Origin of the sequence: Bradyrhizobium stylosanthis (assembly GCF_001641335.1) — a bacterium.
In the GTDB taxonomy this organism is placed as follows: domain Bacteria; phylum Pseudomonadota; class Alphaproteobacteria; order Rhizobiales; family Xanthobacteraceae; genus Bradyrhizobium; species Bradyrhizobium stylosanthis.
In genome coordinates this window covers 36,886-60,345 of record NZ_LVEM01000002.1, presented here as the reverse complement: position 1 = coordinate 60,345, position 23,460 = coordinate 36,886, and the positions used below count along the sequence as shown (strand labels likewise).

General features: G+C 66.0%; 22 protein-coding genes. 7 read left to right on the top strand and 15 right to left on the bottom strand.

All coding sequences use genetic code 11. The annotated features are described in order from the left end of the window. Positions 1-49: 49 nt before the first annotated feature. The 4 genes from A7X65_RS12135 to A7X65_RS12120 all read left to right on the top strand — a co-directional run bounded on the left by A7X65_RS12135 (position 50) and on the right by A7X65_RS12120 (position 4,757). Positions 50-922: a F0F1 ATP synthase subunit gamma gene (locus tag A7X65_RS12135; protein ID WP_063684995.1), complete on the top strand. Its 873-nt coding sequence runs from the start codon at positions 50-52 to the stop codon at positions 920-922. An 81-nt stretch (positions 923-1,003) separates the two neighbouring features. Further along, positions 1,004-2,437 (top strand): F0F1 ATP synthase subunit beta, encoded by a 1,434-nt coding sequence (gene atpD, locus A7X65_RS12130; RefSeq protein WP_063684993.1) that lies wholly within the window; start codon positions 1,004-1,006, stop codon positions 2,435-2,437. An 87-nt stretch (positions 2,438-2,524) separates the two neighbouring features. After that, positions 2,525-2,932, top strand: a complete 408-nt coding sequence (locus A7X65_RS12125; protein ID WP_063684991.1) for a F0F1 ATP synthase subunit epsilon — start codon at positions 2,525-2,527, stop codon at positions 2,930-2,932. A 151-nt stretch (positions 2,933-3,083) separates the two neighbouring features. After that, positions 3,084-4,757: an adenylate/guanylate cyclase domain-containing protein gene (locus tag A7X65_RS12120; RefSeq protein ID WP_063684989.1), complete on the top strand. Its 1,674-nt coding sequence runs from the start codon at positions 3,084-3,086 to the stop codon at positions 4,755-4,757. 170 nt (positions 4,758-4,927) lie between these two features. On the opposite strand, the gene A7X65_RS12115 is transcribed toward A7X65_RS12120, so the two are convergent. From A7X65_RS12115 to proB, 10 genes are all read right to left on the bottom strand, one after another. Next, positions 4,928-5,428, bottom strand: a complete 501-nt coding sequence (locus A7X65_RS12115) for an RNA pyrophosphohydrolase (RefSeq protein ID WP_063684987.1) — start codon at positions 5,426-5,428, stop codon at positions 4,928-4,930. 63 nt (positions 5,429-5,491) lie between these two features. Next, positions 5,492-5,998, bottom strand: coding sequence for an RNA pyrophosphohydrolase (locus A7X65_RS12110; RefSeq protein WP_063684985.1), 507 nt, complete (start codon positions 5,996-5,998; stop codon positions 5,492-5,494). A gap of 75 nt (positions 5,999-6,073) precedes the next feature. Continuing rightward, a complete protein-coding gene (locus A7X65_RS12105) occupies positions 6,074-7,294 on the bottom strand; it encodes a divergent polysaccharide deacetylase family protein (RefSeq protein WP_063684983.1) in 1,221 nt (406 codons plus the stop codon). Between the two features lie 160 nt (positions 7,295-7,454). Further along, positions 7,455-8,810 carry a S41 family peptidase gene (locus A7X65_RS12100; RefSeq protein ID WP_063684981.1) on the bottom strand — a complete coding sequence of 452 codons (1,356 nt, stop codon included), beginning with the start codon at positions 8,808-8,810 and terminating at the stop codon, positions 7,455-7,457. Continuing rightward, positions 8,807-10,174, bottom strand: a complete 1,368-nt coding sequence (locus A7X65_RS12095) for a murein hydrolase activator EnvC family protein (protein ID WP_063684979.1) — start codon at positions 10,172-10,174, stop codon at positions 8,807-8,809. Before A7X65_RS12095 ends, A7X65_RS12100 begins: the two co-directional genes overlap by 4 nt. A 32-nt stretch (positions 10,175-10,206) precedes the next feature. Continuing rightward, entirely contained in the window at positions 10,207-10,689 is a 483-nt protein-coding gene (rlmH, locus tag A7X65_RS12090; protein WP_063684977.1) for a 23S rRNA (pseudouridine(1915)-N(3))-methyltransferase RlmH, read from the bottom strand. A 96-nt stretch (positions 10,690-10,785) separates the two neighbouring features. Further along, complete coding sequence (rsfS, locus tag A7X65_RS12085) at positions 10,786-11,142, bottom strand: ribosome silencing factor (RefSeq protein WP_063684975.1); 357 nt, start codon at positions 11,140-11,142, stop codon at positions 10,786-10,788. 197 nt (positions 11,143-11,339) lie between these two features. Then, positions 11,340-11,984, bottom strand: coding sequence for a nicotinate-nucleotide adenylyltransferase (locus A7X65_RS12080; protein WP_063684973.1), 645 nt, complete (start codon positions 11,982-11,984; stop codon positions 11,340-11,342). A gap of 21 nt (positions 11,985-12,005) precedes the next feature. After that, complete coding sequence (locus A7X65_RS12075; RefSeq protein ID WP_063684971.1) at positions 12,006-13,301, bottom strand: glutamate-5-semialdehyde dehydrogenase; 1,296 nt, start codon at positions 13,299-13,301, stop codon at positions 12,006-12,008. 215 nt (positions 13,302-13,516) lie between these two features. Beyond that, on the bottom strand, positions 13,517-14,638 hold the full coding sequence (gene proB, locus A7X65_RS12070) for a glutamate 5-kinase (RefSeq protein WP_063684969.1): 1,122 nt from the start codon (positions 14,636-14,638) through the stop codon (positions 13,517-13,519). Positions 14,639-14,841: 203 nt separating this feature from the next. Here proB and A7X65_RS12065 point away from each other — a divergent pair, with 203 nt between their 5' ends. Next, the gene (locus A7X65_RS12065) at positions 14,842-15,801 is read left to right on the top strand and encodes a Bug family tripartite tricarboxylate transporter substrate binding protein (RefSeq protein WP_063684967.1); all 960 of its coding nucleotides are present in this window, start codon (positions 14,842-14,844) and stop codon (positions 15,799-15,801) included. Between the two features lie 288 nt (positions 15,802-16,089). Here the strand turns inward: A7X65_RS12065 and A7X65_RS12060 are convergent, their stop codons facing one another. Next, positions 16,090-17,724, bottom strand: coding sequence for an alkaline phosphatase family protein (locus A7X65_RS12060; RefSeq protein ID WP_063684965.1), 1,635 nt, complete (start codon positions 17,722-17,724; stop codon positions 16,090-16,092). A 237-nt stretch (positions 17,725-17,961) separates the two neighbouring features. Next, a complete protein-coding gene (obgE, locus tag A7X65_RS12055; RefSeq protein ID WP_063684964.1) occupies positions 17,962-19,002 on the bottom strand; it encodes a GTPase ObgE in 1,041 nt (346 codons plus the stop codon). A gap of 157 nt (positions 19,003-19,159) precedes the next feature. On the opposite strand from obgE, the gene A7X65_RS12050 reads away from it, so the two are divergent. Further along, positions 19,160-20,134 (top strand): ABC transporter substrate-binding protein, encoded by a 975-nt coding sequence (locus A7X65_RS12050; RefSeq protein WP_063684963.1) that lies wholly within the window; start codon positions 19,160-19,162, stop codon positions 20,132-20,134. A gap of 31 nt (positions 20,135-20,165) precedes the next feature. Here A7X65_RS12050 and A7X65_RS12045 read toward each other — a convergent pair whose 3' ends face one another. Beyond that, positions 20,166-20,864: an ATP-dependent Clp protease adaptor ClpS gene (locus tag A7X65_RS12045; RefSeq protein WP_063684962.1), complete on the bottom strand. Its 699-nt coding sequence runs from the start codon at positions 20,862-20,864 to the stop codon at positions 20,166-20,168. A gap of 105 nt (positions 20,865-20,969) precedes the next feature. After that, positions 20,970-21,449, bottom strand: a complete 480-nt coding sequence (locus A7X65_RS12040) for a MaoC family dehydratase (protein WP_063684961.1) — start codon at positions 21,447-21,449, stop codon at positions 20,970-20,972. Positions 21,450-21,709: 260 nt separating this feature from the next. On the opposite strand from A7X65_RS12040, the gene A7X65_RS12035 reads away from it, so the two are divergent. Then, a complete protein-coding gene (locus tag A7X65_RS12035; RefSeq protein WP_063684960.1) occupies positions 21,710-22,624 on the top strand; it encodes a DMT family transporter in 915 nt (304 codons plus the stop codon). 166 nt (positions 22,625-22,790) lie between these two features. On the opposite strand, the gene A7X65_RS12030 is transcribed toward A7X65_RS12035, so the two are convergent. After that, positions 22,791-23,384 (bottom strand): GNAT family N-acetyltransferase, encoded by a 594-nt coding sequence (locus A7X65_RS12030; RefSeq protein WP_063684959.1) that lies wholly within the window; start codon positions 23,382-23,384, stop codon positions 22,791-22,793. Between the last annotated feature and the right edge of the window lie 76 nt (positions 23,385-23,460).

Below are 23,460 nucleotides of genomic sequence, written 5' to 3'. Positions count from 1 at the left end.
GACAGGCTAGCGGTCCGACATCGCGTCGAACCGCCGGGGTGAACGAAGAATGGCGTCACTTAAAGACATGCGCGTCCGCATCGCCTCCACCAAGGCGACGCAAAAGATCACCAAGGCCATGCAGATGGTCGCGGCCTCGAAGCTGCGCCGCGCGCAGACCGCCGCGGAAGCTGCACGTCCCTATGCCGACAAGATGAGCGCGGTGATCTCCAACATCGCCAGCGCCGCTGCGGGCTCGCCCGGCGCGCCGGCGCTGCTGGCCGGCACCGGCCGCGATCAGGTTCACCTGCTGCTGGTCTGCACCGGCGAGCGCGGCCTGTCCGGCGCCTTCAACTCCTCGATCGTCCGTCTCGCCCGCGAGCGCGCTCTGGCGCTGATGGCGCAGGGCAAGGACGTGAAGTTCTTCTGCGTCGGCCGCAAGGGTTACGAGCAGCTCCGCCGCCAGTTCGACAAGCAGATCGTCGAGCACCTGGACCTGCGCAGTGTCCGCCAGCTCGGTTTCGTCAACGCCGAGGACATCGCCAAGAAGGTTCTGGCGCGGTTCGAAAACGGCGAGTTCGACGTCTGCACGCTGTTCTACTCCCGCTTCCGCTCGGTGATCGCGCAGATCCCCACCGCCCAGCAGATCATTCCGCTGGTGGTCGAGGAAGGCGCTGCCGCCAACACCACCTCTTACGAGTACGAGCCGGAAGAGGACGAGATTCTCACCCGTCTTCTGCCGCGCAACCTCGCGGTCCAGATCTTCCGCGCGCTGCTCGAGAACAACGCCTCGTTCTACGGCGCGCAGATGAGCGCGATGGACAACGCGACGCGCAACGCCGGTGAGATGATCCGCAAGCAGACGCTGGTCTACAACCGCACGCGTCAGGCGCAGATCACCAAGGAACTGATCGAAATCATCTCGGGCGCCGAAGCCGTCTAGCACAGACGCATCGGTACCCATCAACGCAACATCCCGGTCGGTTGACCGTGGTCTAGAAGTTCGGATCGAAGGAGACATTCAATGGCAGCCCAGCTCGGTCGCGTCACCCAGGTCATCGGCGCCGTCGTCGACGTGCAGTTCGAAGGCCACCTGCCGGCCATTCTCAACGCCCTCGAGACCAAGAACGGCGGCAACCGCCTGGTGCTCGAAGTCGCCCAGCATCTCGGTGAATCGACCGTCCGCACCATCTCGATGGACACCACCGAAGGTCTGGTCCGCGGCCAGGAAGTGACCGACACCGGCGCTCCGATCCGCGTTCCCGTCGGTGAAGGCACGCTCGGCCGCATCATCAACGTCATCGGCGAGCCGATCGATGAAGCAGGTCCCGTCAAGACCGAAGGCCTCCGCGCGATCCACCAGGAAGCGCCGACCTACACCGACCAGTCGACCGAAGCTGAAATTCTCGTCACCGGCATCAAGGTCGTCGACCTCCTGGCGCCCTACGCCAAGGGCGGCAAGATCGGCCTGTTCGGCGGCGCCGGCGTCGGCAAGACCGTGCTGATTCAGGAGCTGATCAACAACGTCGCGAAGGCGCACGGCGGTTACTCCGTGTTCGCCGGCGTCGGCGAGCGTACCCGCGAGGGCAACGACCTCTATCACGAGTTCATCGAGTCCAAGGTCAACGCCGATCCGCACAATCCGGATCCGAGCGTGAAGTCGAAGTGCGCGCTTGTGTTCGGCCAGATGAACGAGCCCCCGGGCGCCCGCGCCCGCGTCGCGCTCACCGGTCTGACCATCGCGGAAGACTTCCGCGACAAGGGCCAGGACGTGCTGTTCTTCGTCGACAACATCTTCCGCTTCACCCAGGCCGGCTCGGAAGTGTCGGCGCTGCTCGGCCGTATTCCTTCGGCGGTGGGTTATCAGCCGACGCTCGCGACCGACATGGGCGCGCTGCAGGAGCGCATCACCACCACGCAGAAGGGCTCGATCACTTCGGTGCAGGCCATCTACGTTCCGGCCGACGACTTGACCGACCCGGCGCCGGCGACCTCGTTCGCCCACTTGGACGCGACCACCACGCTGTCGCGCTCGATCGCTGAAAAGGGCATCTACCCGGCGGTGGATCCGCTCGACTCGACCTCGCGCATGCTCTCCCCGCTGGTCGTCGGCGAGGAGCACTACGCGGTTGCCCGTCAGGTCCAGCAGGTGCTGCAGCGCTACAAGGCGCTCCAGGACATCATCGCCATTCTCGGCATGGACGAGCTTTCGGAAGAGGACAAGCTGACCGTGGCTCGCGCCCGCAAGGTCGAGCGCTTCATGTCGCAGCCGTTCCACGTAGCCGAAATCTTCACGGGCTCGCCGGGCAAGTTCGTCGACCTCGCCGACACCATCAAGGGCTTCAAGGGCCTGGTGGAAGGCAAGTACGACCACCTGCCGGAAGCCGCCTTCTACATGGTCGGCACCATCGAAGAAGCCGTCGAGAAGGGCAAGAAGCTGGCGGCCGAGGCTGCCTAAGTCGCGAATGGCGAATAGGGAGTAGCGAATAGACGCGCTGCTCCCGTCGCCACTCGCTATTCGCTACTCACCATTCGCAGGTTCTCCATGGCCACCTTCCACTTCGATCTCGTCTCGCCGGAAAAGCTCGCCTTCTCGGGTGAGGTCGACCAGGTCGACATCCCCGGCGTCGAGGGTGATTTCGGCGTGCTGGCAGGACATGCCCCGGTCGTGGCCGCAATCCGGCCCGGCATTCTCACCATCACCACCGGCGGCCGTCACGAGAAGGTCATCGTGCTCGGCGGCCTCGCCGAAGTGTCCGAGAGCGGCCTGACCGTGCTTGCCGACGTCGCGACCTCGCTCGACGAGCTCGATCGCGCCCAGTTCGCCGAGACCATCGCCGAGATGGAAGAGGGCCTGAAGGAGCACGAGGGCGGCGAGCTCGATCACGCCATCGAGCGGCTAGACCACTACAAGAGCATCCAGCAGCAGCTCAACTCGACGGCTATGCACTAAGCCCCGGCGCAGCCGCTCCGGGGCTCAAGCTCGAATTCCTGAACAGGTTCAGCGCTCGTCACAGACCCGTGGCGGGCGCTGAAACTTTGTTGCACCGCGCCGGAGATAGCGGCATTCTGCGCCCGCGAATTTGTTCCGGGGCGGGTCACAGATGAAACGCAAGATCGCGGCGATTTTCGCAGCCGATATTGCCGGGTATTCGAGGCTGGTCGCGGAAGACGAAGAGGAGACGCTGCGGCGTCTGGCGTCCTACCGCGAAGTCATCGACGATTTCATCGCCAAGGCGAACGGCCGCATCTTCAACACGGCGGGCGATGCCGTGCTCGCGGAATTTCCAAGCGCGGTCGATGCCGTGCGCTGCGCGATCGACATCCAGGAGAGCCTGCGAACCCGCAACATGGCCTATCCGCCGAGCCGGCAGATGTCGTTCCGCATCGGCATCACCATCGGCGATGTGGTCGAGCGCAACGGCGATCTCCTGGGCGACGGCGTCAACATCGCAGCAAGGCTGGAGGGCCTTGCCGAGGTCGGCGGCATCTGCGTCTCCCGCGCCGTGCACGAGCAGGTCGCCAACAAGCTGTCGGTGCAGTTCGCCGATATCGGCGCGCAGGAGGTGAAGAACATCCCGACGCCGGTGCACGCCTACATGGTGGCGATGCGGCGCGAGGACGGCACCTATTCCAAGCCGCAGGTGAAGAAGGCCGCCTCGAAGGTGGCTGCGGCGCCGGTATGGATGTGGCCGCTGGTGGTTGCGGTCGTCTCGGTCGTCGCCATCGTCGTCTCGGGCTTCCTCTACAACACCAAGCTCAAGCAGACCGTCACCGCAGCAGTCGCGCCGGCACCGAGCGCGTCGCCGAGCCCAACATCGACGGCCGCCGCCATGGCGCCGAGCCCGATGCCGACCCAGATGGCAAAGGCGCCGATGGCCCCGATGGCTCCGTCGAATGCCGGCGCTGCGATGGCGCCGATGCCCACCCCGTCACCGTCCGCCGCGCCGATGACAGGCAAGCTCGCCGCCGACAGCGTTCCCTTCATCAACGAGCGCGTCCGCAACTATCTGGCCGGCGACTATTCCGCGGCCGGCGACTACAAGGCCTTCGCGCTCAATGTCGGCGGCTTCACCGGCTCGGTGTTGAACCAGCCGAGCGAGGAAGCCGCGCGCAACGGCGCGATCGAGCAGTGCCAGAAGCGCGCCGATGCCGCGCAATCGCCGCGGCGCTGCGAGCTCTATGCGGTCGGCAACAACGTCGTCTACACCCACGGCAAGCCGCCGATGCCGCCCGCGCCCTATTTCCGGCACGACACCATGACGGAGCGGGCGTTCGCGTCGAAGGACTTTCCGATCGTGCGCGATCCGCAAAAGGTCCGGCTCGAGAACATGTTCGTGCCGGCGGCGAAATCACGCTCGGTCGCGCTCGGACCGGGCGGACAATATTTCATGGTGCTGGGCGCGTCGTCTGCCGAGGAGGCGGCCCGGCGCTCGCTGGAGTCGTGCGGCGCGATCGCCGGCGTCGCCTGCATGGTCGTCGCGGTCGACGACAATTTCGTCGTGCCGGTCCCGACCTTGCTCAGGATCACCGGCTTCTTCCATGCGGCGAGCAATGCATCGATCATCGCCGACCAGCGCGACGAGGTCGTGCGCAAGCTCGGCGAGGCCATGGGCTGGAACGCCGTCGCCGTCGGCACCGCCGGGCGCCCCGGCCTCGGCCTGAAAGCCGCCGACGAGCAGGCCGCGGTCAACACGGCACTCGCCGACTGCGCCAAACGCGACAGCGACTGCCACGTCATCGCCATCGGCCCGTTCACGGTCGGCCCGATCAATTAGCGTTTGCTTTGATTGAGCCCCACTAACGCTCCAACAAAGGTGCGTTCCCTCCCCCGCAAGGGGAACGAGAGAGCGGCGCTTCCCTCACATGCTCACACGCGAATGCCCGGCTGAAATTCCCCAATGATTTCGGCCGGACCTCTACTGTGCATGGGGTTGTTTTCTTAGTTTCAGTTTGCGAACGCCGCGAACTGCTTCGCCACGCCCTGATAAACCTCGCGCCGGAACGGCACGACGATGTCGGCGACGCGGTCGAGGCGCTCCCAGCGCCAGGCGTCGAACTCCGCGGGCTGGCCGTTGCGCGGCGTCAGCGGATCGATCTCCTCGTCCTTGCCGGTGAAGCGCAGCGCGAACCACTTCTGGCGCTGGCCGCGAAACCTTGCGAGGCGATGCGTCTGCGGTCCGTCGTAGGGCGGAAACTCGTAGGTGAACCAATCGGTCTCGCCGAGATAGTCGGCGCTGACGACGCTGGTCTCTTCCCAGAGCTCGCGCATCGCGGCATCGCGCAGGTTCTCGCCCTCGTCGACGCCGCCCTGCGGCATCTGCCAGTCGAGGCCCGGCAGGATGATCTCGGGCCCGTCACCCTTGAACCGGTGCCCGATCAGCACGCGGCCTTCGGCGTTGAACAGGGCAATGCCCACGTTGGGGCGGTAGGGCTTTTCAGTGGTCACGCGCGGATCTCTCGTTGTCACTCCGGCGATGGCTTAGCACCGAACCCGGGGTGACAATTTGATTTAGTCGTCCGCAAGCGACGAAAATTCCTTCACGACGCGCTCATAGACCGGGCGCTTGAACGGGATGATCAGTTCGGTCAGGTTCTTCATCGGCTCCCAGCGCCAGCTGACGAATTCGGCCTTGTGGCCGCCGCCGCCGGGCTTCTCGACGTTGATCTCGCTGTCCTTGCCGGTGAAGCGGACCGCGAACCATTTCTGGCGCTGGCCGCGGTAGCGGCCCTTCCAGGCGCGGCCGGCGACGGTGCGCGGGATGTCGTAGATCAGCCAGTCCGGGACCTCGCCGAGCCGCTCGACCGAGCGCACGCTGGTCTCCTCATAGAGCTCGCGCTTGGCCGCTTCCCAGGTGTCCTCGCCGGGATCGACGCCGCCTTGCGGCATCTGCCAGACATGGGTGTCGTCGACATGCTCGATGCCGCCGGCACGGCGGCCGATGAACACCAGGCCCTTCGTATTGATCAGCATCACACCGACGCAGGTCCGGTAGGGCAGATCCTCGTAACGCGCCATTCCGCCAGACCTCTTGCGTGCACTTGGTGGGGCATTTTAGGCCCCGCAGGACCCGCGCCGTACCAATCCGTTGATTTAGCTGGATTTTGATTTCAGCATCGCGGTTGTCAATGGCACCAAAAGGATACCTCGGTCGCCCAATGTCTTGGTCCAGGCGCTGACGCGGTCGATCGAGACCGGCAGGGCCGAGGCGGTGCCGACGGCGACGCCGCGCTCGCGGGCCGCCGATTCCAGCTTGGTCAGGGCGCGGTCGATCTCGGCCGGGGTCGGCACCACGTCGATGGCGATGTCGCCCTTGCCGAACGGCACCGACGCATTCGCAGCCGCCTGCGGTGCGATGCTGCGCGGCGAGGAGCCGTCGTCGAAGAAGCCGAGACCGCGCTTGGCCGCCTCGCGGATGATCGGCTGCATCGCCGGCTCGGTCGCGACAAAGCGGGCGCCCATGAAATTGGTCAGGCCGGCATAGCCCTGCATCCGGCTGAGGTGCCAGTACAGGCGGTCCATGTTCTGGTCGGGGCTGAGCGAGGTCAGCAGCGTCTGCGGGCCCGGGTCGTTGTCCGGGAAGTCGTAGGGCTCCATCGGAATCTGCAGGAAGATCTCGTGGCGCTGGGCGCGGGCCCGTTCGGCGAGCTTGCCGGGATCGGCGCCATAGGGCGTGAAGGCCAGTGTCACCGCGGCCGGGAGCTTCATGATCGCGTCGGTGGTCTTGGCGGCGCCGACGCCGAGCCCGCCGATCACGATGGCGACCACCGGCATCTTGGCGGCCTTGGCGCGGTCGGCATCCGCCGCATAGACGTTGAACGGCTTCAGGTCGCCGGAGATTGCGGGGATCATGCCGTAGCGCGACTTCTCCAGCAGCTTCGGGTCGATCCCGGCCATGACGGGCGGCGGTGCGGATGCCGCATCGCCCTTGTCGGCGGCATCGCCGGCGCCGATCACCACGTCGTGGCGCGCGCCGGTGGAGCCGTCGATCATGGTGACGGTCTTCTGCTCGCCCGGCTGCTTGGGCGCCTCCTTGGCCTCGTGCTTGCCCTCCGGCTTGCTCTCGGCGCCATGGCCGGAGGCGGCCGGCTTCTCGTCCGCGGCCTTGCTGGGCTCGCGGATCGCGATCCGCGTCATCGGCTCGCCGCCGAGCGGGTCCTTGTTGAAGATGGCAAAGCCGGCAAAGGTGACCAGGAACAGGCCGAGCAGGACGGCCAGCAGCTGCATGGCCGTGAACGGCAGCCGCAGCCGCCGTTTCCGGCGCGGCTTGTCCTGTCCGAGCGGGGCGCTCAGATCATCGGCCGTTTCAGTCATGCGCGATCCCGAATCACTGATCCCGACGATACCACGCCGAGGTCAAGCGGCGGCAGGCCGGGATAGGCCGGGGATGGCAGGAGTTCCAAGCAAAAAGGGCGGCTCGAGGAGCCGCCCTTTTCGGAAGATCGCGCGTGGCGCCGACTTTAGTTCGCCGACCTTAGTTCGCTGCCTTGGGCTTGTCGGTCGCGGCCTTGTCGGTGCCCGGGGTGGGCGCGGCGGAGGCGCTGTTCTTGATGCCGTGGAGCAGATCGTCGGCGAGCTTGAGCGCCTTGTCGTCCTTGGCGTCCGGCGGGACGTAGGACTGCGAGCCGGTCTTCTCGTCGCCGTCGTTCTTGAGATGGCCGCGCAGCGAAGCTTCGCCCTTGGTGTCGGTGCGCGACTTCAGCTCGTCCGGCACGTCCTGCAGCACTTCGATGTCGGGCACGATGCCCTTGGCCTGGATCGACTTGCCCGACGGCGTGTAGTAGCGCGCGGTGGTCAGGCGCAGCGCGCCGTTGCCGCTGCCCAGCGGGATGATGGTCTGCACCGAGCCCTTGCCGAACGAGCGCGTGCCGACGATGGTCGCGCGCTTGTGGTCCTGCAGCGCGCCGGCGACGATTTCCGACGCCGAGGCCGAACCGCCGTTGACCAGCACGATGACCGGCTTGCCCTTGGTGAGGTCGCCCGCATGCGCGGTGCGGCGCTGGGTCTCCTCGGCATTGCGGCCGCGGGTCGAGACGATCTCGCCCTTCTCCAGGAACGAGTCGGAGACGGTGACCGCTTCCTCGAGCAGGCCGCCCGGGTTGTTGCGCAGGTCGATGATGTAGCCCTTGAGCTTGTCGCCGATCTGATTCGAGAGGTTGGCGACCTCGCGCTTCAGGCCTTCGGTGGTCTGCTCGTTGAAGGTGGTGATGCGGATATAGGCGATGTCGTCGGCTTCGACGCGCGCGCGCACCGAGCGGACGCGGATGTTGTCGCGCACCAGCGTGACGTCGAGCGGATTGTCCTGGCCCTTGCGGATGATCTTGAGCTTGATCTTGGTGTTGACCGGGCCGCGCATCTTCTCGACCGCCTGGTTCAGGGTCAGGCCCTGCACTGCCTCGTCGTCGAGATTGGTGATGATGTCGTTGGCCATGATGCCGGCGCGCGAAGCGGGCGTGTCGTCGATCGGCGAGACCACCTTGATCAGGCCGTCCTCCATCGTGACCTCGATGCCGAGGCCGCCGAACTCACCGCGGGTCTGCACCTGCATGTCGCGGAAGCTCTTGGCGTCCATGTAGCTCGAATGCGGATCGAGGCCGGTGAGCATGCCGCTGATGGCGGATTCGATCAGCTTGGTGTCGTCGGGCTTCTCGACATAGTCGGAGCGCACGCGCTCGAAGACGTCGCCGAACAGATTGAGCTGGCGATAGGTGTCCGCGGTGGCGGCGCGCGCGCTGGAGCCCATGAAGACCGCGCGCGGCTGGGTCAGGAACAGCGTCAGCGCAGCACCGGTGGCCGCGCTGAGGAGGATAACTGAAGTCTTGCGCATCATCCGCGAACCTTCTCGCCTTCATTTGCGGCCCACCATGGGCCTGGATCGATTGGAGTGCCGTCTTTGCGGAACTCGACATACAGCACAGGTTGACTCGCGTTCGTGGCGAGAATGGAGGCGACTTGAGAGGTCGACCCCATGGTCGCGACTGGCTCCCCCGTGAGCACAAACTGACCGATGTTGACCGAAATGCGCTCCATCCCGGCGATCAGGACATGATACCCGCCACCGGCATTGAGGATCAAGAGTTGTCCATAGCTGCGGAACGGACCTGAATAGACCACCCAGCCGTCACACGGCGTCGTGACCTGGGAGCCGGGCTTGGTGGCCAGCGAAATGCCCTTCTGGACCCCGCCGACCCCGTCGGAACCGCCAAAGTCCCTGATCTTGTTACCGTTAACCGGAAGAGGCAGGAGCCCCTTGGCCGAGGCGAAGGCAATCGCCGGGGTGGTCCGGGAGCGGTCCTTGAAAACAGCGGGGCCGGACTTGGCGCTGGCGGCTGCATTTGCCGCTGCCAGCTTGGCTTCCTTGGCCTCGGCCTGCCGTGCCGCCTCGGCCGCCTTCTCGGCCGCCTTGGCCGCGCTTTGCAGGTCCTGCTCCATCTTGGTGATCAGGCCCTGGAGGTCGCCGACCTGCCGCGAGAGCGCGATGGCGCGCGAGCTCTCGGCGTCGAGGTCCTTTTCGCGCGCGGACTGCTGGCGCTGCCGCTCGTCGATCAGGGCGGTGAGTCGGGTCTGGTCGCTCCGGACCTTGTCGCGGTCCGCGGCAAGCTGGTCGCGTTCGCTGGCGATGTTCTTGCGCAACGCCACGAGCTCGCCGAGTTCGCCCGCGATCTTCTCGGCGCGGCCGCGCAGCTCCGGCACCACGGCACCGAGCAGCATCGCCGTGCGCAGCGATTGCAGGGCATCCTCGGGGCGTACGAGAAGGGCAGGCGGCGTGCGCCGGCCGGCACGCTGCAAGGCCGCCAGCACCTCGACGATGTCGGCGCGGCGCGAATCGAGCGACGAGCGCATCTGCTGCTCGCGGCCGTTCAGCGCCTTCAGCCGCGCTTCGGCCTCGTCGATCTTGGTCTCGACGGCGCGCACATTGGCGGCGGTGTCGATCAGCTGTTGATTGAGCTGGGTGCGGTCCTGGCCGAGCGTGGTGATTTCCGCCTTCAGCTTGGCCTGGGCTTCCTCCGCGCTCTTCTGCCTGGCGCGCGCCGCTTCCAGCTCCTGCTCGCGCTGCTTGATCGCATCGGGCGAGACGGCCGCGGTCTGGGGCGCCGGCGCTGGGGTTTGAGCTTGCGCGAGGCTTGCGTAAGCTTGCGCGACGCTTGCGCCTGCGAGGCTCGCAACCAGCAGTTTGAGGACGGGCGCTCGCATCGCGTGAGGCAAAGGTGCTCGTGTGGCGCGCATCATGCGCGATGATAGGGATGGCCGGCCAGAATCGTGGCGGCCCGGTAAAGCTGTTCCAGAAGCATGACGCGGACCATTTGATGCGGCCAGGTCGCAGAGCCGAACGCGATCGCGAGCTTGGCCTTACGGCGCAATTCGGGCGAAAGTCCGTCCGCCCCTCCGATCATGAAGATAGTATGTCCGGCCCCCTCGTCGCGCCAGCGCCCGAGATGCCGTGCGAATACGGTGGACTCCAGGTTCTGCCCGCGCTCGTCCATCGCCACCAGGATCGATTTGTCGGGAATATGCGCCGAGATCGCCGCGGCCTCCTCGGTCATCCTCGTCGCGGTGTCGCGCGCCCGGCTTTCGGGAATCTCGTGGATGCTGAGCTCGCGGAATCCGAGCTTGCGGCCGGCCTCGTCGAACCGCTCGAAATAGCGGTCGGCAAGCTCCCGTTCGGGGCCCTGCTTCAGCCGGCCCACCGCAATGACAGCAACGCGCATGATGTTTCAGGGTCGTGTTTTCGAGGCCGCGCGCAGGTTGCGCGCGCACGACGCTAGCATGCGCGTCAGCCGATTCGAAATCGGCTTCGTCAGCCTCTAGATCGCCTTCGCCGCCCCTGGGCCCTGCGTGTACAATCTCTCGAGATTGTAGAACTCACGGACCTCGGGTCTGAACACGTGCACGATCACGTCGCCGGAATCGATCAGCACCCAGTCGCAATTGGGCAAGCCCTCGACGTGGATGTTCCTGATGCCGGTTTCCTTGAGGCTCTTCGTCACGTTCTCCGCGATCGCGCCGACGTGCCGGTTCACACGGCCGGTGGTGACGATCATGTAGTCGGAGTATGCCGATTTGCCGCGAAGGTCGATGGTGACCGTCTCTTCCGCCTTCATATCCTCGAGGCGGGAGAGGATCAGGCTCAGCGTCTTGTCGGCGTCGGGTTGCGCCTGCAAGGCCGCAGCTTTGGTCGATGTTTTACGCGTAGGCTTAGCAACCTTGGGTAAAACAGACTTGGACAATACAGATGTGGCCAGGGACCATTCCTTTCACTGTATCGCGAGAGCCGAATCCGGCCCTCACGGGTTACACTACATCATGTGGGGTTAAGGGTTTCAATATGCCAGAGAGCCCCAGATCCGCACACGCTGTCTCACGCCGACCCTTTCCAGCTCCCGTCCGGGTTCCGCAGGCCCGTCGAGGAAAGGTTCAGCTTTAATCCGGTCAGGAACACCCAGGCCGGCGCCCGCCTGTCCGCAAGCAGCGCTGCCTTGTTCTCGGGCAGACGGTAACGAGATAGCGCTTGGGCGGCGGGTGAGGCGAGGGCGCGAAAACTCTGCGGCGGCCGATCGATCACTGCCATCGGCACCTGGGCAGCGATTCGCCGCCAGTCCTGCCAACGATGGAATTGAGCGAGGTTATCGGCGCCCATGATCCAGACAAAGCGCAGGCCCGGGAAGCGGCGGCGCAAGGTGTTGATCGTGTCGATAGTATAGCGGGTGCGAATGACGGATTCGAGACAGCTCACCTCGATGCGCGGATCGTCGGCAACCTCGCGCGCCGCCTGCATGCGTTCGCCGAGCTCGTGAAGATTGCCGTTCTCCTTGAGCGGATTGCCCGGCGTCACCAGCCACCAGACGCGATCGAGTTGCAATCGCGTCAAGGCGAACCGGCTGATCGCGCGATGCGCCTGATGCGGCGGATTGAACGAGCCGCCGAGCAGGCCGATGCGCATGCCCTCCGTGTGGGGCGGGACCGCTTGCGCCGGGAAACGCGGCACGACGAAATTGTTGCTCAATGCCCCGCCTTGCAACGTTACTTACGGCCGCGTCTGTCCGGTGCCGTGAACGCGATACTTGAAGCTCGTCAGTTGCTCGGCGCCGACAGGGCCGCGGGCGTGGAAGCGGCCGGTGGCGATGCCGATCTCGGCGCCGAACCCGAACTCGCCGCCATCGGCGAACTGCGTCGAGGCGTTGTGCAGCACGATCGCGGAATCGACCTCGCTCAGGAATCTTTTCGCAGCGGTCTCATCCGTGCTCACGATCGCATCGGTGTGGTGCGAGCCGTGGTTCTGGATGTGCGCGATCGCGCCGTCGACGCCGTCCACCACCTTCGCCGCGATGATCGCGTCGAGATATTCGGTGTCCCAATCCTCTGCGCTGGCAGGTTTTACACGCGCATCTGTCCCTTGCACGGTCTCGTCGCCGCGCACTTCGCACCCCGCCTCCAGCAGCATCTCGACCAGCGGCTTGAGGTTATTCGCGGCAGCCGCGCGATCGACCAGCAGCGTCTCGGCCGCGCCGCAGACGCCGGTGCGGCGCATTTTCGCGTTGAGCACGATCGACTTCGCCATGGCGAGATCGGCGCTGGCATCGACATAGACGTGGTTGACGCCTTCGAGATGCGCGAACACGGGCACGCGCGCTTCCTGCTCGACGCGTGCGACGAGGCTTTTTCCCCCGCGCGGCACGATCACGTCGATGGCGCCGTTCAGGCCCGACAGCATCAGGCCGACGGCCGCGCGGTCGCGCGTCGGCACCAGCGTGATCGCGGCTTCAGGCAGCCCGGCTTCGCGCAGGCCCTGCACCAGGCAGTCATGGATGGCGCGGCACGACCGGAAACTGTCGGAGCCGCCGCGCAGGATCACGGCATTGCCGGACTTCAGGCACAGCACGCCGGCATCCGCTGCAACGTTCGGCCGGCTCTCGAAGATCACGCCGACGACGCCGAGCGGCACGCGCACGCGCTCGATGGTCATGCCGTTCGGCCGCTGCCAGCTCTCGGTGACGATGCCGACGGGATCGGCGATGCCGCGCACGATGCCGATGCCCTCGGCCATGCCCTCGACCCGCGCCGGCGTCAGCGTCAGGCGGTCGATGAAGGACGAGGTCGCATTGCCGCTAGCGCGCGCTTCCGCCACGTCCTCGGCGTTGGCCGCGAGAATCGCCGCAGTGTTGGCACGGATCGCACGCGCCATGGCCTCCAGCGCCCGGTTCTTCTGCTCCGGCGGCGCCAGCGCCAGCACGCGCGCGGCGGCGCGGGCACGGGTTCCGAGATCGGACATCAGCGCCTGGAGATCGGCATTGCCGTCAACGGCTTTGAGGGGGGCGGCCATGGGGTCAACCTTCTGCTAAGGCGGTGTCCTAGCACGGAAATCCCGCTTTTGCGAAGGGCGGGGAGGGTATGGCAGGGCTTCGGCGGGTGAGGTGGGGCTCGGCCACTGACCCAGCCCCCGGCGTCATGGCCGGGCTTGTCCCGGCCATCCACGACCTTCGCGCGGCACCAAGAACGTGGATGCCCGGGACAAGCCAGGGCGTGACGGAAAAAGCCCTACCCGCCCACCACCAGATCGTCGCGATGGATCATCTCGGCCCGGCCGCTGATGCCGAGGATGGCCATCACATCAGGGGAGGAGCGGCCCTTGATGCGTTCGGCGTCCTCGGCGTCGTAGGCGATCAGGCCGCGGCCGATCTCGCTGGTGTCGGGACCGCGCACGACCACGGCATCGCCGCGGGCGAACTGGCCCTCGACCTTGATGACGCCGGCCGGCAGCAGGCTGGCGCCGGCGCGCAGCGCCGTCACGGCGCCGGCGTCGATGGTCAGCGTGCCCTTCGGCTCCAGCGTGCCCGCAATCCAGCGCTTGCGCGAGGTGATGGGATTGGCCGGCGTCAGGAACCAGGTGCAGCGGCCGCCATCGGCGATCGCCTGCAAGGGGTGCTCGATCTTGCCGGAGGCGATCAGCATGTGGGTGCCGCCCGTTGTCGCGATCTTGGCAGCCTCGACCTTGGTGCGCATGCCGCCGCGCGACAGCTCGGACTCGGCATCGCCGGCCACCGCCTCGATCTCCGAGGAGATGCTGTCGACGACGGGAATGAGCTTTGCGTTCGGGTTGTTCTTCGGCGGGGCGTCGTAGAGCCCGTCGATGTCGGACAGCAGCACCAGCAAGTCGGCGCTCGCCATGGTGGCGACGCGCGCGGCGAGGCGGTCGTTGTCGCCGTAGCGAATCTCGGTGGTCGCGACCGTGTCGTTCTCGTTGATCACGGGGATCGCGCGCCACTCCAGAAGCTTGCCGATGGTGGAGCGGGCGTTGAGATAGCGGCGGCGCTCCTCGGTGTCCTGGAGCGTGACCAGGATCTGGCCGGCGTCGATGCCGTGCGCTCCCAGCACCTCCGACCAGATCCGCGCCAGCGCGATCTGGCCGACGGCGGCCGCGGCCTGGCTCTCCTCGAGCTTCAGCGGGCCGCGCGGCAATTTGAGCCGGCTGCGGCCGAGCGCGATCGAGCCGGAGGACACGACGAGCACGTCGCGTCCCTCCTTGTGCAGCTTGGCCATGTCGTCGGCGAGCGCGGCGAGCCAGGACGCCCGCACCTCGCCCCTGTCGGAATCGACCAGCAGCGCGGAGCCAACCTTGACGACGATGCGGCGGAATTGACTGAGTTCGGGGCTGGCCATGGCGCGCTTGGACGATCTGCTCTGCGTTGGAAACGGCGGAGCGAGAGCGCGGCGCCGATAAGGCCTGCTTTTGCAGCAGGACGATGGCCGGCGCAAGGCGGCCGGGATGGCAACAGGAAGGTAAACGGCGAAGGTCGGCCTTGTCCGGGACGCTGCTCTGGTCCTAACTGCGGCCAAGCAAAATGGGGCTGGAGGGAAAGCGCATGGATCGCCGCACATTCATGGCCGGATGCCTGGGACTGCCGCTGCTGACGCAGGCGGGCGGGGCGCAGGCCGGGCTGACGAAGATCATCTTCCCGTTCGCGGCGGGAGCCGGCGGCGACACGCTGTGCCGGCTGATCGCGCAGGAGATGGCCCCGGTGCTGCAACGGACCCTCGTGGTCGAGAACCGCACCGGCGGCGACGGCCTGATCGGCATCAAGGCGGTGAAGGGCGCGAGCCCCGACGGCAGCATGGTGCTGGTGACGACAGGGCCCACCATGTATCTGCTGCCGATGGTGGAGGCGAGCCCGAGCTTCGACACGGCGAAGGATTTCATGCCGGTGTCGCTGCTGGCGCGGTTCGAGTTCGCCCTCGTGCTCGGGCCGGGGACCGATGCTGCCGATTTCAAATCCTTCGTGGCGTGGCTGAAGGCGCATCCGGACAAGACCTCGTTCGGCGTGCCCAGCAACGGCACCATTCCGCATTTCATGGGCTCCAAGCTCGAAAAGGATCTCGGCATCCCCCTGACGCGCGTGCCCTATCGCGGCAGCGCGCCGATCCTCAACGACCTCGTCGGCGGCCATATCTCGTTCGGCATCACGACGCTGGCCGATGCATTGCCGCAGCACCGCGCCAAGGGCGTGAAGATCATCGCGGTCTCGAGCGCGGAACGCTCGCCCTTCGCGCCCGAGGTGCCGACGCTGAAGGAGAGCGGCATCGATCTCGTCGCCGACGCCTGGTACGGCATGTGGCTCCCCGCCGGTAGCCCGCCGGAGTTCGCGAGCAAGCTCGGTGCGGCGGCGAGCGCCGCGCTCGCCAAGCCCGAGGTGAGAGAGAAGCTCACCGCGATCGGCCTGATCCCGGTCGGCAGCGACGCGGAAGGGCTGTCAAAGGAGCTCGCCGCGAACACCGCGTTCTGGCAGCCGATCGTGAAGGCGACGGGATACAAGATCGAGAATTAATCTCTGCTCGAACTCCACGCTCCGCCGTCATGGCCGGGCTTGACCCGGCCATCCACGTATTGTCGCGATTGACGCAAGTCGTGGATGCCCGGGTCAAGCCCGGGCATGACGAGCTGAGAGAGCTTCGGGGCCACACACACTCTCTCCTCATCCTGAGGAGCTTGCGAAGCAAGCGTCTCGAAGGATGAAGGCCGAGGTGCGAGAGTTGGGCCTGCATGGTTCTCGCGGCGATGCGAAGCATCGTCTGCTCGACGGCGCTTCGCGCCTCCTCACCATGAGGGTCGACAATTACATCTTCGCGCGCTGCGCGATGCCGTCCTTGATCGCAGCGAGTTCTTTCTCGTCCCAGATACCGATCAAGACCCCGCCCTTCACCTGCAGCTGATTGTCCGCATAGGCCGCGATCTTCTCGCGCGGCGTGGTGATGTGGTCGTTGGGATGCAGCGCCCAGTCGAACAGCTCGGCCTGCAACCGCGCGATGATGCCAGCGCATTCAGGATCGTCGCCGCGATCCAGATACTCGTCCGGATCGGTTTCGAGATCGTACAGCATCGGACGGAAGCCGGAGGCGTGGATGTATTTCCAGCGGCCGTCGAACACCATGAACAGGCGGCAGCGCTCGATCGGCTGGTTCAGCTTCAGCCGCACGTCCTGCATGGCATAGTCGTATTCGGAGAACGCGACCTTGCGCCAGTCCGCGGGTGTCGGTCCGCGCAGCAGAGGCAGCAGCGAGCGTCCTTCGAGGATGTGGCCCGGCACCTTGCCGCCGAAATAATCGACGAAGGTCGGCGCGAGGTCGATGCCTTCGACCAGCGCGTCGCTGCGCGTGCCGCGCGTCGCATCCGCTTCCCTGGAGGGATCGATGATGATCAGCGGAATCTTGGCCGACTGCTCGTGGAACAGGTCCTTCTCGCCCATCCAGTGATCGCCGAGATAATCGCCGTGATCGGAGGTGAACACGATCATGGTGGTTTCCAAGAGGCCGCGCGCCTCCAGGAACTGCATCAGCACGCCCATCTGGTCGTCGATCTGGGTGATCAGGCCCATATAGGTCGGGATCACCTTCTCGCGGGCATCGTCGCGCGCCATGTTGCGGGAGTAGCGCATGTCCATGTAGGCGCCGAACACCGGATGCGGATTCTGCCGCTCGCGCTCGGAGCGGATCACCGGGATCATGTCATCGGTCGAATACATGCTGGCATAGGGCTCCGGCGCGATATAAGGCCAGTGCGGCTTGATGTAGGACAGATGGAGGCACCACGGCTTGCCATCCGTCTCGGCCTCGCTGATGAAGTCCATCGCGCGCCGCGTCATGTAGGGCGTCTCGGAATGCTCCTCCGGCACGCGCGCGGCCTTGTCGGCATGCACCAGCAGCCAGCCGTTCTGCAAGGAGCCGTCGTCCGCCGCGCCTGAATTGGCCCAGTGCTCCCAGGGATTGGTGGCTTCAAAACCTTGGCTGCGCAGATATTCATCGTATTTCGGACGTGGCCGTCCGGTCGGGTGGAGGCCGTCGTCGCGCTCGTAAGGTTCAAAACCGCATTCGGAGACGTGCACGCCGATGACAGATTCCGGCGGGATGCCGAGCGCCTTCATGCCTTCGAGATCGGGGGCCATGTGGGTCTTGCCGACCAGCACGTTGCGCACGCCGATCTTGTTGAGATGATCGCCGAGCGTGGGCTCGCCGACGCGCAGCGGCCAGCCGTTCCAGTGCGAGCCGTGCGAGCGCATGTAGCGCCCGGTATAGAACGACATCCGCGACGGACCGCAGATCGGGGATTGGACGTAGGCCTTGGTGAACAGCACGCCGCGCTTCGCCATGGCGTCGATGTTCGGGGTCTTCAGCGTGGGATGACCGGTGCAGCCGAGGTAATCATAGCGAAGCTGGTCGCACATGATCCAGAGAACGTTCTTCGCGCGCGCCATGGGTTATCCCTGCCGTTTCTTGATTTTTGATGCTGCGCTATTCGAGCGCCGGTGACAACCTGCCAGTGATGCGCGCGCGTGCGGCCACACATTCAGTGTCGTCCCGGCCTAGTGCGCAATTGCGCACGGGGGCCGGGACCCATAACCACGAATGCTCGTGGTGCGAAGGCTCCCACTCCGAGCCTTCGCCAAACAACTTCCTGGGGGTATGGGTCCCGGCTTTCGCCGGGACGACAATCACGCCGACCACGGCTCCGCTTCGGCCGCGCTCTTCGCCTTGGCGGAGACCGGGCTTTCGCCGATCACGTCGGCGAGCGCGCGCAAGGCTTCCTTCACGCCCTGGCCGGTGACGCCGGAGAGCAGCAGCGGGGTCTTCTTGGCGGCGCGCTTCAGGCGGTCCTTCTGCTTCTTCAGCTCGTCCGGCTCGACCGCGTCGATCTTGTTCAGCGCGACGATTTCGATCTTGTCGGTGAGCTGCCCGCCATAGGCGTCGAGCTCCTTGCGCACCGTCTTGTAGGCCTTGCCGGCATGCTCGCAGGTCGCATCGATCAGATGCAGCAGCACGCGGCAGCGCTCGACATGGCCGAGGAAGCGATCGCCCAGGCCAGTGCCTTCATGCGCGCCTTCGATCAGGCCGGGAATGTCGGCGAGCACGAATTCGCGGCCGTCGGCATTCACGACACCGAGTTGCGGATGCAGCGTGGTGAAGGGATAGTCGGCGATCTTCGGCTTTGCCGCGCTGACCTTGGACAGGAAGGTCGACTTGCCGGCATTGGGCATGCCGACGAGGCCGGCATCGGCGATCAGTTTCAGCCGCAGCCAGATCCAGCGCTCCTCGCCGGGCTGGCCGGGATTGGCGTTGCGCGGCGCGCGGTTGGTCGAGGATTTGAAATGCGCGTTGCCGAAGCCGCCATTGCCGCCTTCGGCCAGCACGAACTTCTCGCCGACCTTGGTGAAGTCGTGGATCAGCGTCTCGCGGTCCTCGTCGAAGATCTGCGTGCCCATGGGCACCTTCAGCACGATGTTCTTGCCGTTGGCGCCGTGGCGGTCCGAGCCCATGCCGTTCTCGCCCTTCTGGGCCTTGAAGTGCTGCTGGTAGCGGTAGTCGATCAGGGTGTTGAGGCCATCCGCGACTTCGAGGATGACATTGCCGCCGCGGCCGCCATTGCCGCCGGAGGGACCGCCGAATTCGATGAACTTCTCGCGGCGGAACGCCACGCAGCCGTTCCCGCCGTCACCGGAGCGGATATAGACCTTTGCTTCGTCGAGGAATTTCATGGGGCATAGGTAGGCCAGCCGGGCACGCCCGGCAACCCGGATTGACCCGCAAATCGGCCGAAATTCCGCGAATTTGACCCCCTTGCTTAACCTGTCGGCGTGACGGCGCCGCGCCGGGGTATGATATACGGAACCGAAACCGGGGCAGGGGTTGTGGATGCGGCGGCGGCAGTTCATCGGGGGCGCGATCTCGGTCGCGGCGCTGTCGCGGGCTCGCGCGCAGCAGGCCATGCCGGTCATCGGTTTCCTGCACGCCGGCTCTGCCGAGGAGAACGTCAAGCGGCTCGCGGCATTTCGCAAGGGGCTTGCCTCGGGCGGCCTTACCGAGGGACAGAACGTCGCGATCGAATATCGCTGGGCGTCGGGCCGGAACGAGGAACTGCCGGCCCTTGCAGCTGATCTGGTCCGGCGCAACGTCGCGCTGATCGCGACGCCCGGAAGCACGGCGGCCGCGGTCGCCGCGCGAAAGGCAACGACGACGATCCCGATCGTGTTCTCGTCCGGCACCGATCCGGTCGCGCTTGGCCTCGTCGACAGCCTCAATCGTCCCGGCGGCAACGCCACCGGCATCACCTCGCTCAATGCGGAGCTTTCGGCCAAGCGGCTCGGCATCTTTCGCGAGCTCGCGCCCGGCTTGTCGCGCTACTTCACGCTGGTGAAGCCGGGTTCGGCACTTGCCGCGCCCTTCGTCGCCGATCTGCAGCGGGCCGCAGGCCCGCTCGGCCTTCGCGTCGAGGTGCTCGAGGCCGATACGGCGGATGAAATCGATACCGCCTTCGCGCAGCTTCCGCCCGAGCCCGGCGCGGGCCTCGTGTTTGGCCCGGAAGGCTTCTTCTACGTCCATCGCGCTCGCATCGCGGAGCTGGCGCTGCGCCGCCGGCTTCCGACCATCTTCGACGTCCGCGACTATGTCGAGGCCGGAGGGCTTGCGAGCTATGGCTCGGATTATTTCAACGTGATTGAGCTCGCCGGGCAATATACCGCACGCGTGCTCAAGGGCGCGCGTCCGGCCGAACTGCCGGTGCAGCAGGCGACCAAGTTCGAGCTCGTGCTCAACCGCAAGACCGCGGCGGCCCTCGGCGTTACGATCTCGCCGACCTTGCTGGCGACCGCCGACGACGTGATCGAATAGCCGGTACCGGGCCGCGTATCCTGCAGGCCTTTCAGGCCGCCGGCGCATCGCCCGCCGGCAGCAGGATGCAGTGGAGTGGATACCGACGGGCGACGGCAAGACTCTGGATCCGGTCGCGAAAGGCGGCAGCCTCCGCTCGCGGAAAGACGCCGCAGGAGCCGCGCTTGCGCGCATGGGTCGCAAACACGATCGCGATCGCGCGCTCCCGGTCCATCCCGAAGACGTGTTCCAGAACGAAGGTCACGAAGTCCGACGGCGTGTAGGGGTCGTTCAGCAGCACGATCTCCAGATGGGACGCCTTGCCGTGATCGGCTTCGATATCAGGCGCTGCGCCCTTGGCGATGCCGTGGCTCAGATAGACCAGGGCGTCGTAGCGGGTCGCTCCCTGCGCGGACAGGAAGCGGCCGGCCGGGTCGGCGAACAGCTCGACGAGCATGTCGGCGCCCGTCACAACCGTCCGTTCCGACAGCTGGGCCTCGTTGAAGGCACTCTGAAGCAGATGACCGAGGCCCGTCGTCGGCTCGCTCGCGCCAGTGGCCTCGATATCCCGCCGCAAGCGCGCCAGGTCGATGCCGCAGGCCTGCATCACCGGCGCTGCGTCCTCGTCCTCGATCAGGGCGATCAGCAAATCCTGCGGGCCGGGATGCGTGCGTCCCTTCGTCCGGGCGGCCGACGTCGCACGCTGGAGCGAACGCTTGAATGTCTCGGAGCAGGGCGGAAGCAGTGTCATTGCGGGCCATCATGATGCGGAGCGTGCACCGGCTTTGTCGGCACTTTCTCCGCCGCGGTTCATGCGGTTCCGCGTGCGCCGCCCGTGCTCCGCGAGACGGCGTCGCTAGGCCGGCCGCCTCCGGATCAGGAATTTCTGCATCCCCTCCAGCACCAGCTCCTTGCGCTGGTTGAAGATCGTGCTCCGCAGCGTCACCGCGCCGGTCGTGCGCCCCGGCACCAGCTCGGTGACCTCGAGCGCGGGATAGATCGTATCGTCGGCGTAGACGGGCTTGAGGAACCGGCTGGACTGCTCGAGGAAGCCGACCAGGGATTCCTCGACCATGAACGGAAACAGGCCGGCGCCGGGCGCGGTGTGGATCAGGGTCTGGAAGCCGTGGGCCAGCAGATGCGGCATGCCGCGGCTGCGGCAATATTCCACGTCGTAATGCACGGGGTGGGTGTCGCCGCTCGCGGTCTGGAATGCCGCGAACACCGCGGTGGTCTGGGTCCGGCTCGGCAGCACGAAGCGCTCGCCGACGACGAAATCCTCAAACCAGCGTTGCGTGGGGATCATGCGGTGCTGGGTCGGATCGAAGTCGGTCATGTCAAAGCTCTTTTCCCGGTGCGGCCTCTATCGCTACCGCGACGCGAGGAGTGCGACAATCCGTTCAATTCGACTTGCGTGGGCTTGTCGCGGTCGCTCACGTCATTAAAACGACCGCAGGCGACTCTACTTGCCGTATTCCGCCGCTCTCTCCCCGTCATTGCGAGGAGCGAAGCGACGAAGCAATCCAGACTGCCGCAGCGGAGACAGTCTGGATTGCTTCGCTTCGCTCGCAATGACGACCCCTGACAGTCCGATTGATGCCCTTGTTCAAGAATCTCTCCGCCTATGACGACCGCTCCGCGCGCCTGGCCGGCATCGCGCTCATGGTGCTGTCGATCTTCATGTTCTCGTTCGGCGACGCCATGGGCAAGTTCCTGGTCGGGACCTACTCGGTGGGGCAGCTGCTGTTCCTGCGCGCCGTTGCGGCGCTGCTCCTGCTGTCGCCGTTGATCTGGACGCAGCGTCACCAGTTCCTGCATCTGGAGCGGCCGGGCCTGCAACTGGTTCGCGTCGTGCTCTCGACGCTGGAGGTCGCGGCCTTCTTCCTCGCGACCGTCTATCTGCCGCTCGCCGACGTCATCACCTATTACCTTGCCGGTCCCATCTTCGTCACCGCGATGTCGGCGATCTTTCTGGGCGAGAAGGTCGGCTGGCGGCGCTGGACGGCGATCCTGATCGGCTTCTGCGGCGTCTTGATCGCGCTGCGGCCGTCGGCGCAGACCGTCAGCCTGCCGGCGCTGATCGCGCTCGGCGGCAGCCTGTCCTTTGCGACGCTGATGCTGATCACGCGCAGCCTGCGCAAGACGCCCGACATCGTGATGGCATCCTCGCAATTCGTCGGCACGTTCTCGCTGGGCGCGGTGCTGTCGGTCTTCAACTGGGTGCCGCCGACACCGGGCAGCCTGGTGTTCTTCGCCCTGGCGGGGCTGATTTCGGTGACCGCGCTGCTCTGCGTCAACCGCTCGCTCAAGCTGGCGCCGGCCAGCGTCGTGGTGCCGTATCAGTATTCGATGATCGTCTGGGCCGTGATCTTCGGCTTCGTCGTGTTCGGCGATGTCCCGTCGATCGCGACCATCGTCGGCGCCGCGATCATCATCGGCGCCGGTTTCTATATTTACTTGCGCGAGCGCGATCTCGGCCGCGCAAGTGAAGAGGTCAATCCGCCGGCTTAGGTGCAACAATATTTGTCGTCCCGGCGAAGGCCGGGACCCATAACCACCAATGTTCGTGCTGCGAAGATTCCCACTCCGAGTCTTCGCCAAATTGCCCCCTGGGGGTATGGGTCCCGGCCTTCGCCGGGACGACAGAGGAGAATGCAGCGGCGCTTAGCGTCCTAACTCACCTCATCCTTCGCGCACTGCTCCAGCTCTTCAGCGAGGCCCAGACGCCGCGCGAGAGGCGGAAGCAGTCGACTGGCGTCGAGGAGCCCAGCGCCAGGAAGCGGTGCAGCTGGACGCCGCTCCACTGGAAGCCGCACTTCTCCAGCACGTTGCGCGAGGCCGGGTTGGTGACGCGCGCGCCGGCATAGAGATGCTCGTCCTCGAACTCCTCGAAGAAGAAGTCGATCGCGCCGCGCGCGGCTTCCGTGGCAAAGCCCCGGCCCCAATGCTCGACGCCGAGCCAGTAGCCGAGCTCGGCATTCCCGGGCGTGGAGCAGTCGATCCCGACCATGCCGACCGGGCCGCTGTCGTGCTCGATCAGGAACACGGTCTCGCTGCCGAGCTCGGAGGTGGCGCGAATGAAGTCGACGGCGTCGTCCTGCGAATAGGGATGGGGGAGGCGGCGCGTGTTCTCGGCGACGCGGCGGTCGTTGGCGAGCTGAGAGATGGTCCTGACGTCGGCGAGGGTCGGCCGCCGCAACGTCAGCCGCTCGGTGGCGACGACGCTCGGTCTCGCCTCCCGCAAGGTCGCGCTCGAGAAATCCTGCAACATGTCCGGCTCCTGAAAGTCACTAAGTCAAAGTGAGCAAGTCAAAGAAAAGGGGAGGCCGGTTTCCCGCCTCCCCTTG

What these genes read in the sequence shown, in the direction of transcription:
- A7X65_RS12065 (WP_063684967.1), top strand. Translation starts at nt 14,842, where the DNA reads ATGGATCGCCGCACATTCATGGCCGGATGCCTGGGACTGCCGCTGCTG.
- A7X65_RS12040 (WP_063684961.1), bottom strand. Translation starts at nt 21,449, where the DNA reads ATGACCGACTTCGATCCGACCCAGCACCGCATGATCCCCACGCAACGC.
- A7X65_RS12050 (WP_063684963.1), top strand. Translation starts at nt 19,160, where the DNA reads ATGCGGCGGCGGCAGTTCATCGGGGGCGCGATCTCGGTCGCGGCGCTG.
- rlmH (WP_063684977.1), bottom strand. Translation starts at nt 10,689, where the DNA reads ATGCGCGTTGCTGTCATTGCGGTGGGCCGGCTGAAGCAGGGCCCCGAA.
- A7X65_RS12060 (WP_063684965.1), bottom strand. Translation starts at nt 17,724, where the DNA reads ATGGCGCGCGCGAAGAACGTTCTCTGGATCATGTGCGACCAGCTTCGC.
- A7X65_RS12035 (WP_063684960.1), top strand. Translation starts at nt 21,710, where the DNA reads ATGCCCTTGTTCAAGAATCTCTCCGCCTATGACGACCGCTCCGCGCGC.
- A7X65_RS12045 (WP_063684962.1), bottom strand. Translation starts at nt 20,864, where the DNA reads ATGACACTGCTTCCGCCCTGCTCCGAGACATTCAAGCGTTCGCTCCAG.
- A7X65_RS12095 (WP_063684979.1), bottom strand. Translation starts at nt 10,174, where the DNA reads ATGCGAGCGCCCGTCCTCAAACTGCTGGTTGCGAGCCTCGCAGGCGCA.
- A7X65_RS12075 (WP_063684971.1), bottom strand. Translation starts at nt 13,301, where the DNA reads ATGGCCGCCCCCCTCAAAGCCGTTGACGGCAATGCCGATCTCCAGGCG.
- obgE (WP_063684964.1), bottom strand. Translation starts at nt 19,002, where the DNA reads ATGAAATTCCTCGACGAAGCAAAGGTCTATATCCGCTCCGGTGACGGC.
- A7X65_RS12110 (WP_063684985.1), bottom strand. Translation starts at nt 5,998, where the DNA reads ATGGCGCGTTACGAGGATCTGCCCTACCGGACCTGCGTCGGTGTGATG.
- A7X65_RS12120 (WP_063684989.1), top strand. Translation starts at nt 3,084, where the DNA reads ATGAAACGCAAGATCGCGGCGATTTTCGCAGCCGATATTGCCGGGTAT.
- A7X65_RS12030 (WP_063684959.1), bottom strand. Translation starts at nt 23,384, where the DNA reads ATGTTGCAGGATTTCTCGAGCGCGACCTTGCGGGAGGCGAGACCGAGC.
- A7X65_RS12100 (WP_063684981.1), bottom strand. Translation starts at nt 8,810, where the DNA reads ATGATGCGCAAGACTTCAGTTATCCTCCTCAGCGCGGCCACCGGTGCT.
- atpD (WP_063684993.1), top strand. Translation starts at nt 1,004, where the DNA reads ATGGCAGCCCAGCTCGGTCGCGTCACCCAGGTCATCGGCGCCGTCGTC.
- A7X65_RS12135 (WP_063684995.1), top strand. Translation starts at nt 50, where the DNA reads ATGGCGTCACTTAAAGACATGCGCGTCCGCATCGCCTCCACCAAGGCG.
- proB (WP_063684969.1), bottom strand. Translation starts at nt 14,638, where the DNA reads ATGGCCAGCCCCGAACTCAGTCAATTCCGCCGCATCGTCGTCAAGGTT.
- A7X65_RS12125 (WP_063684991.1), top strand. Translation starts at nt 2,525, where the DNA reads ATGGCCACCTTCCACTTCGATCTCGTCTCGCCGGAAAAGCTCGCCTTC.
- A7X65_RS12105 (WP_063684983.1), bottom strand. Translation starts at nt 7,294, where the DNA reads ATGACTGAAACGGCCGATGATCTGAGCGCCCCGCTCGGACAGGACAAG.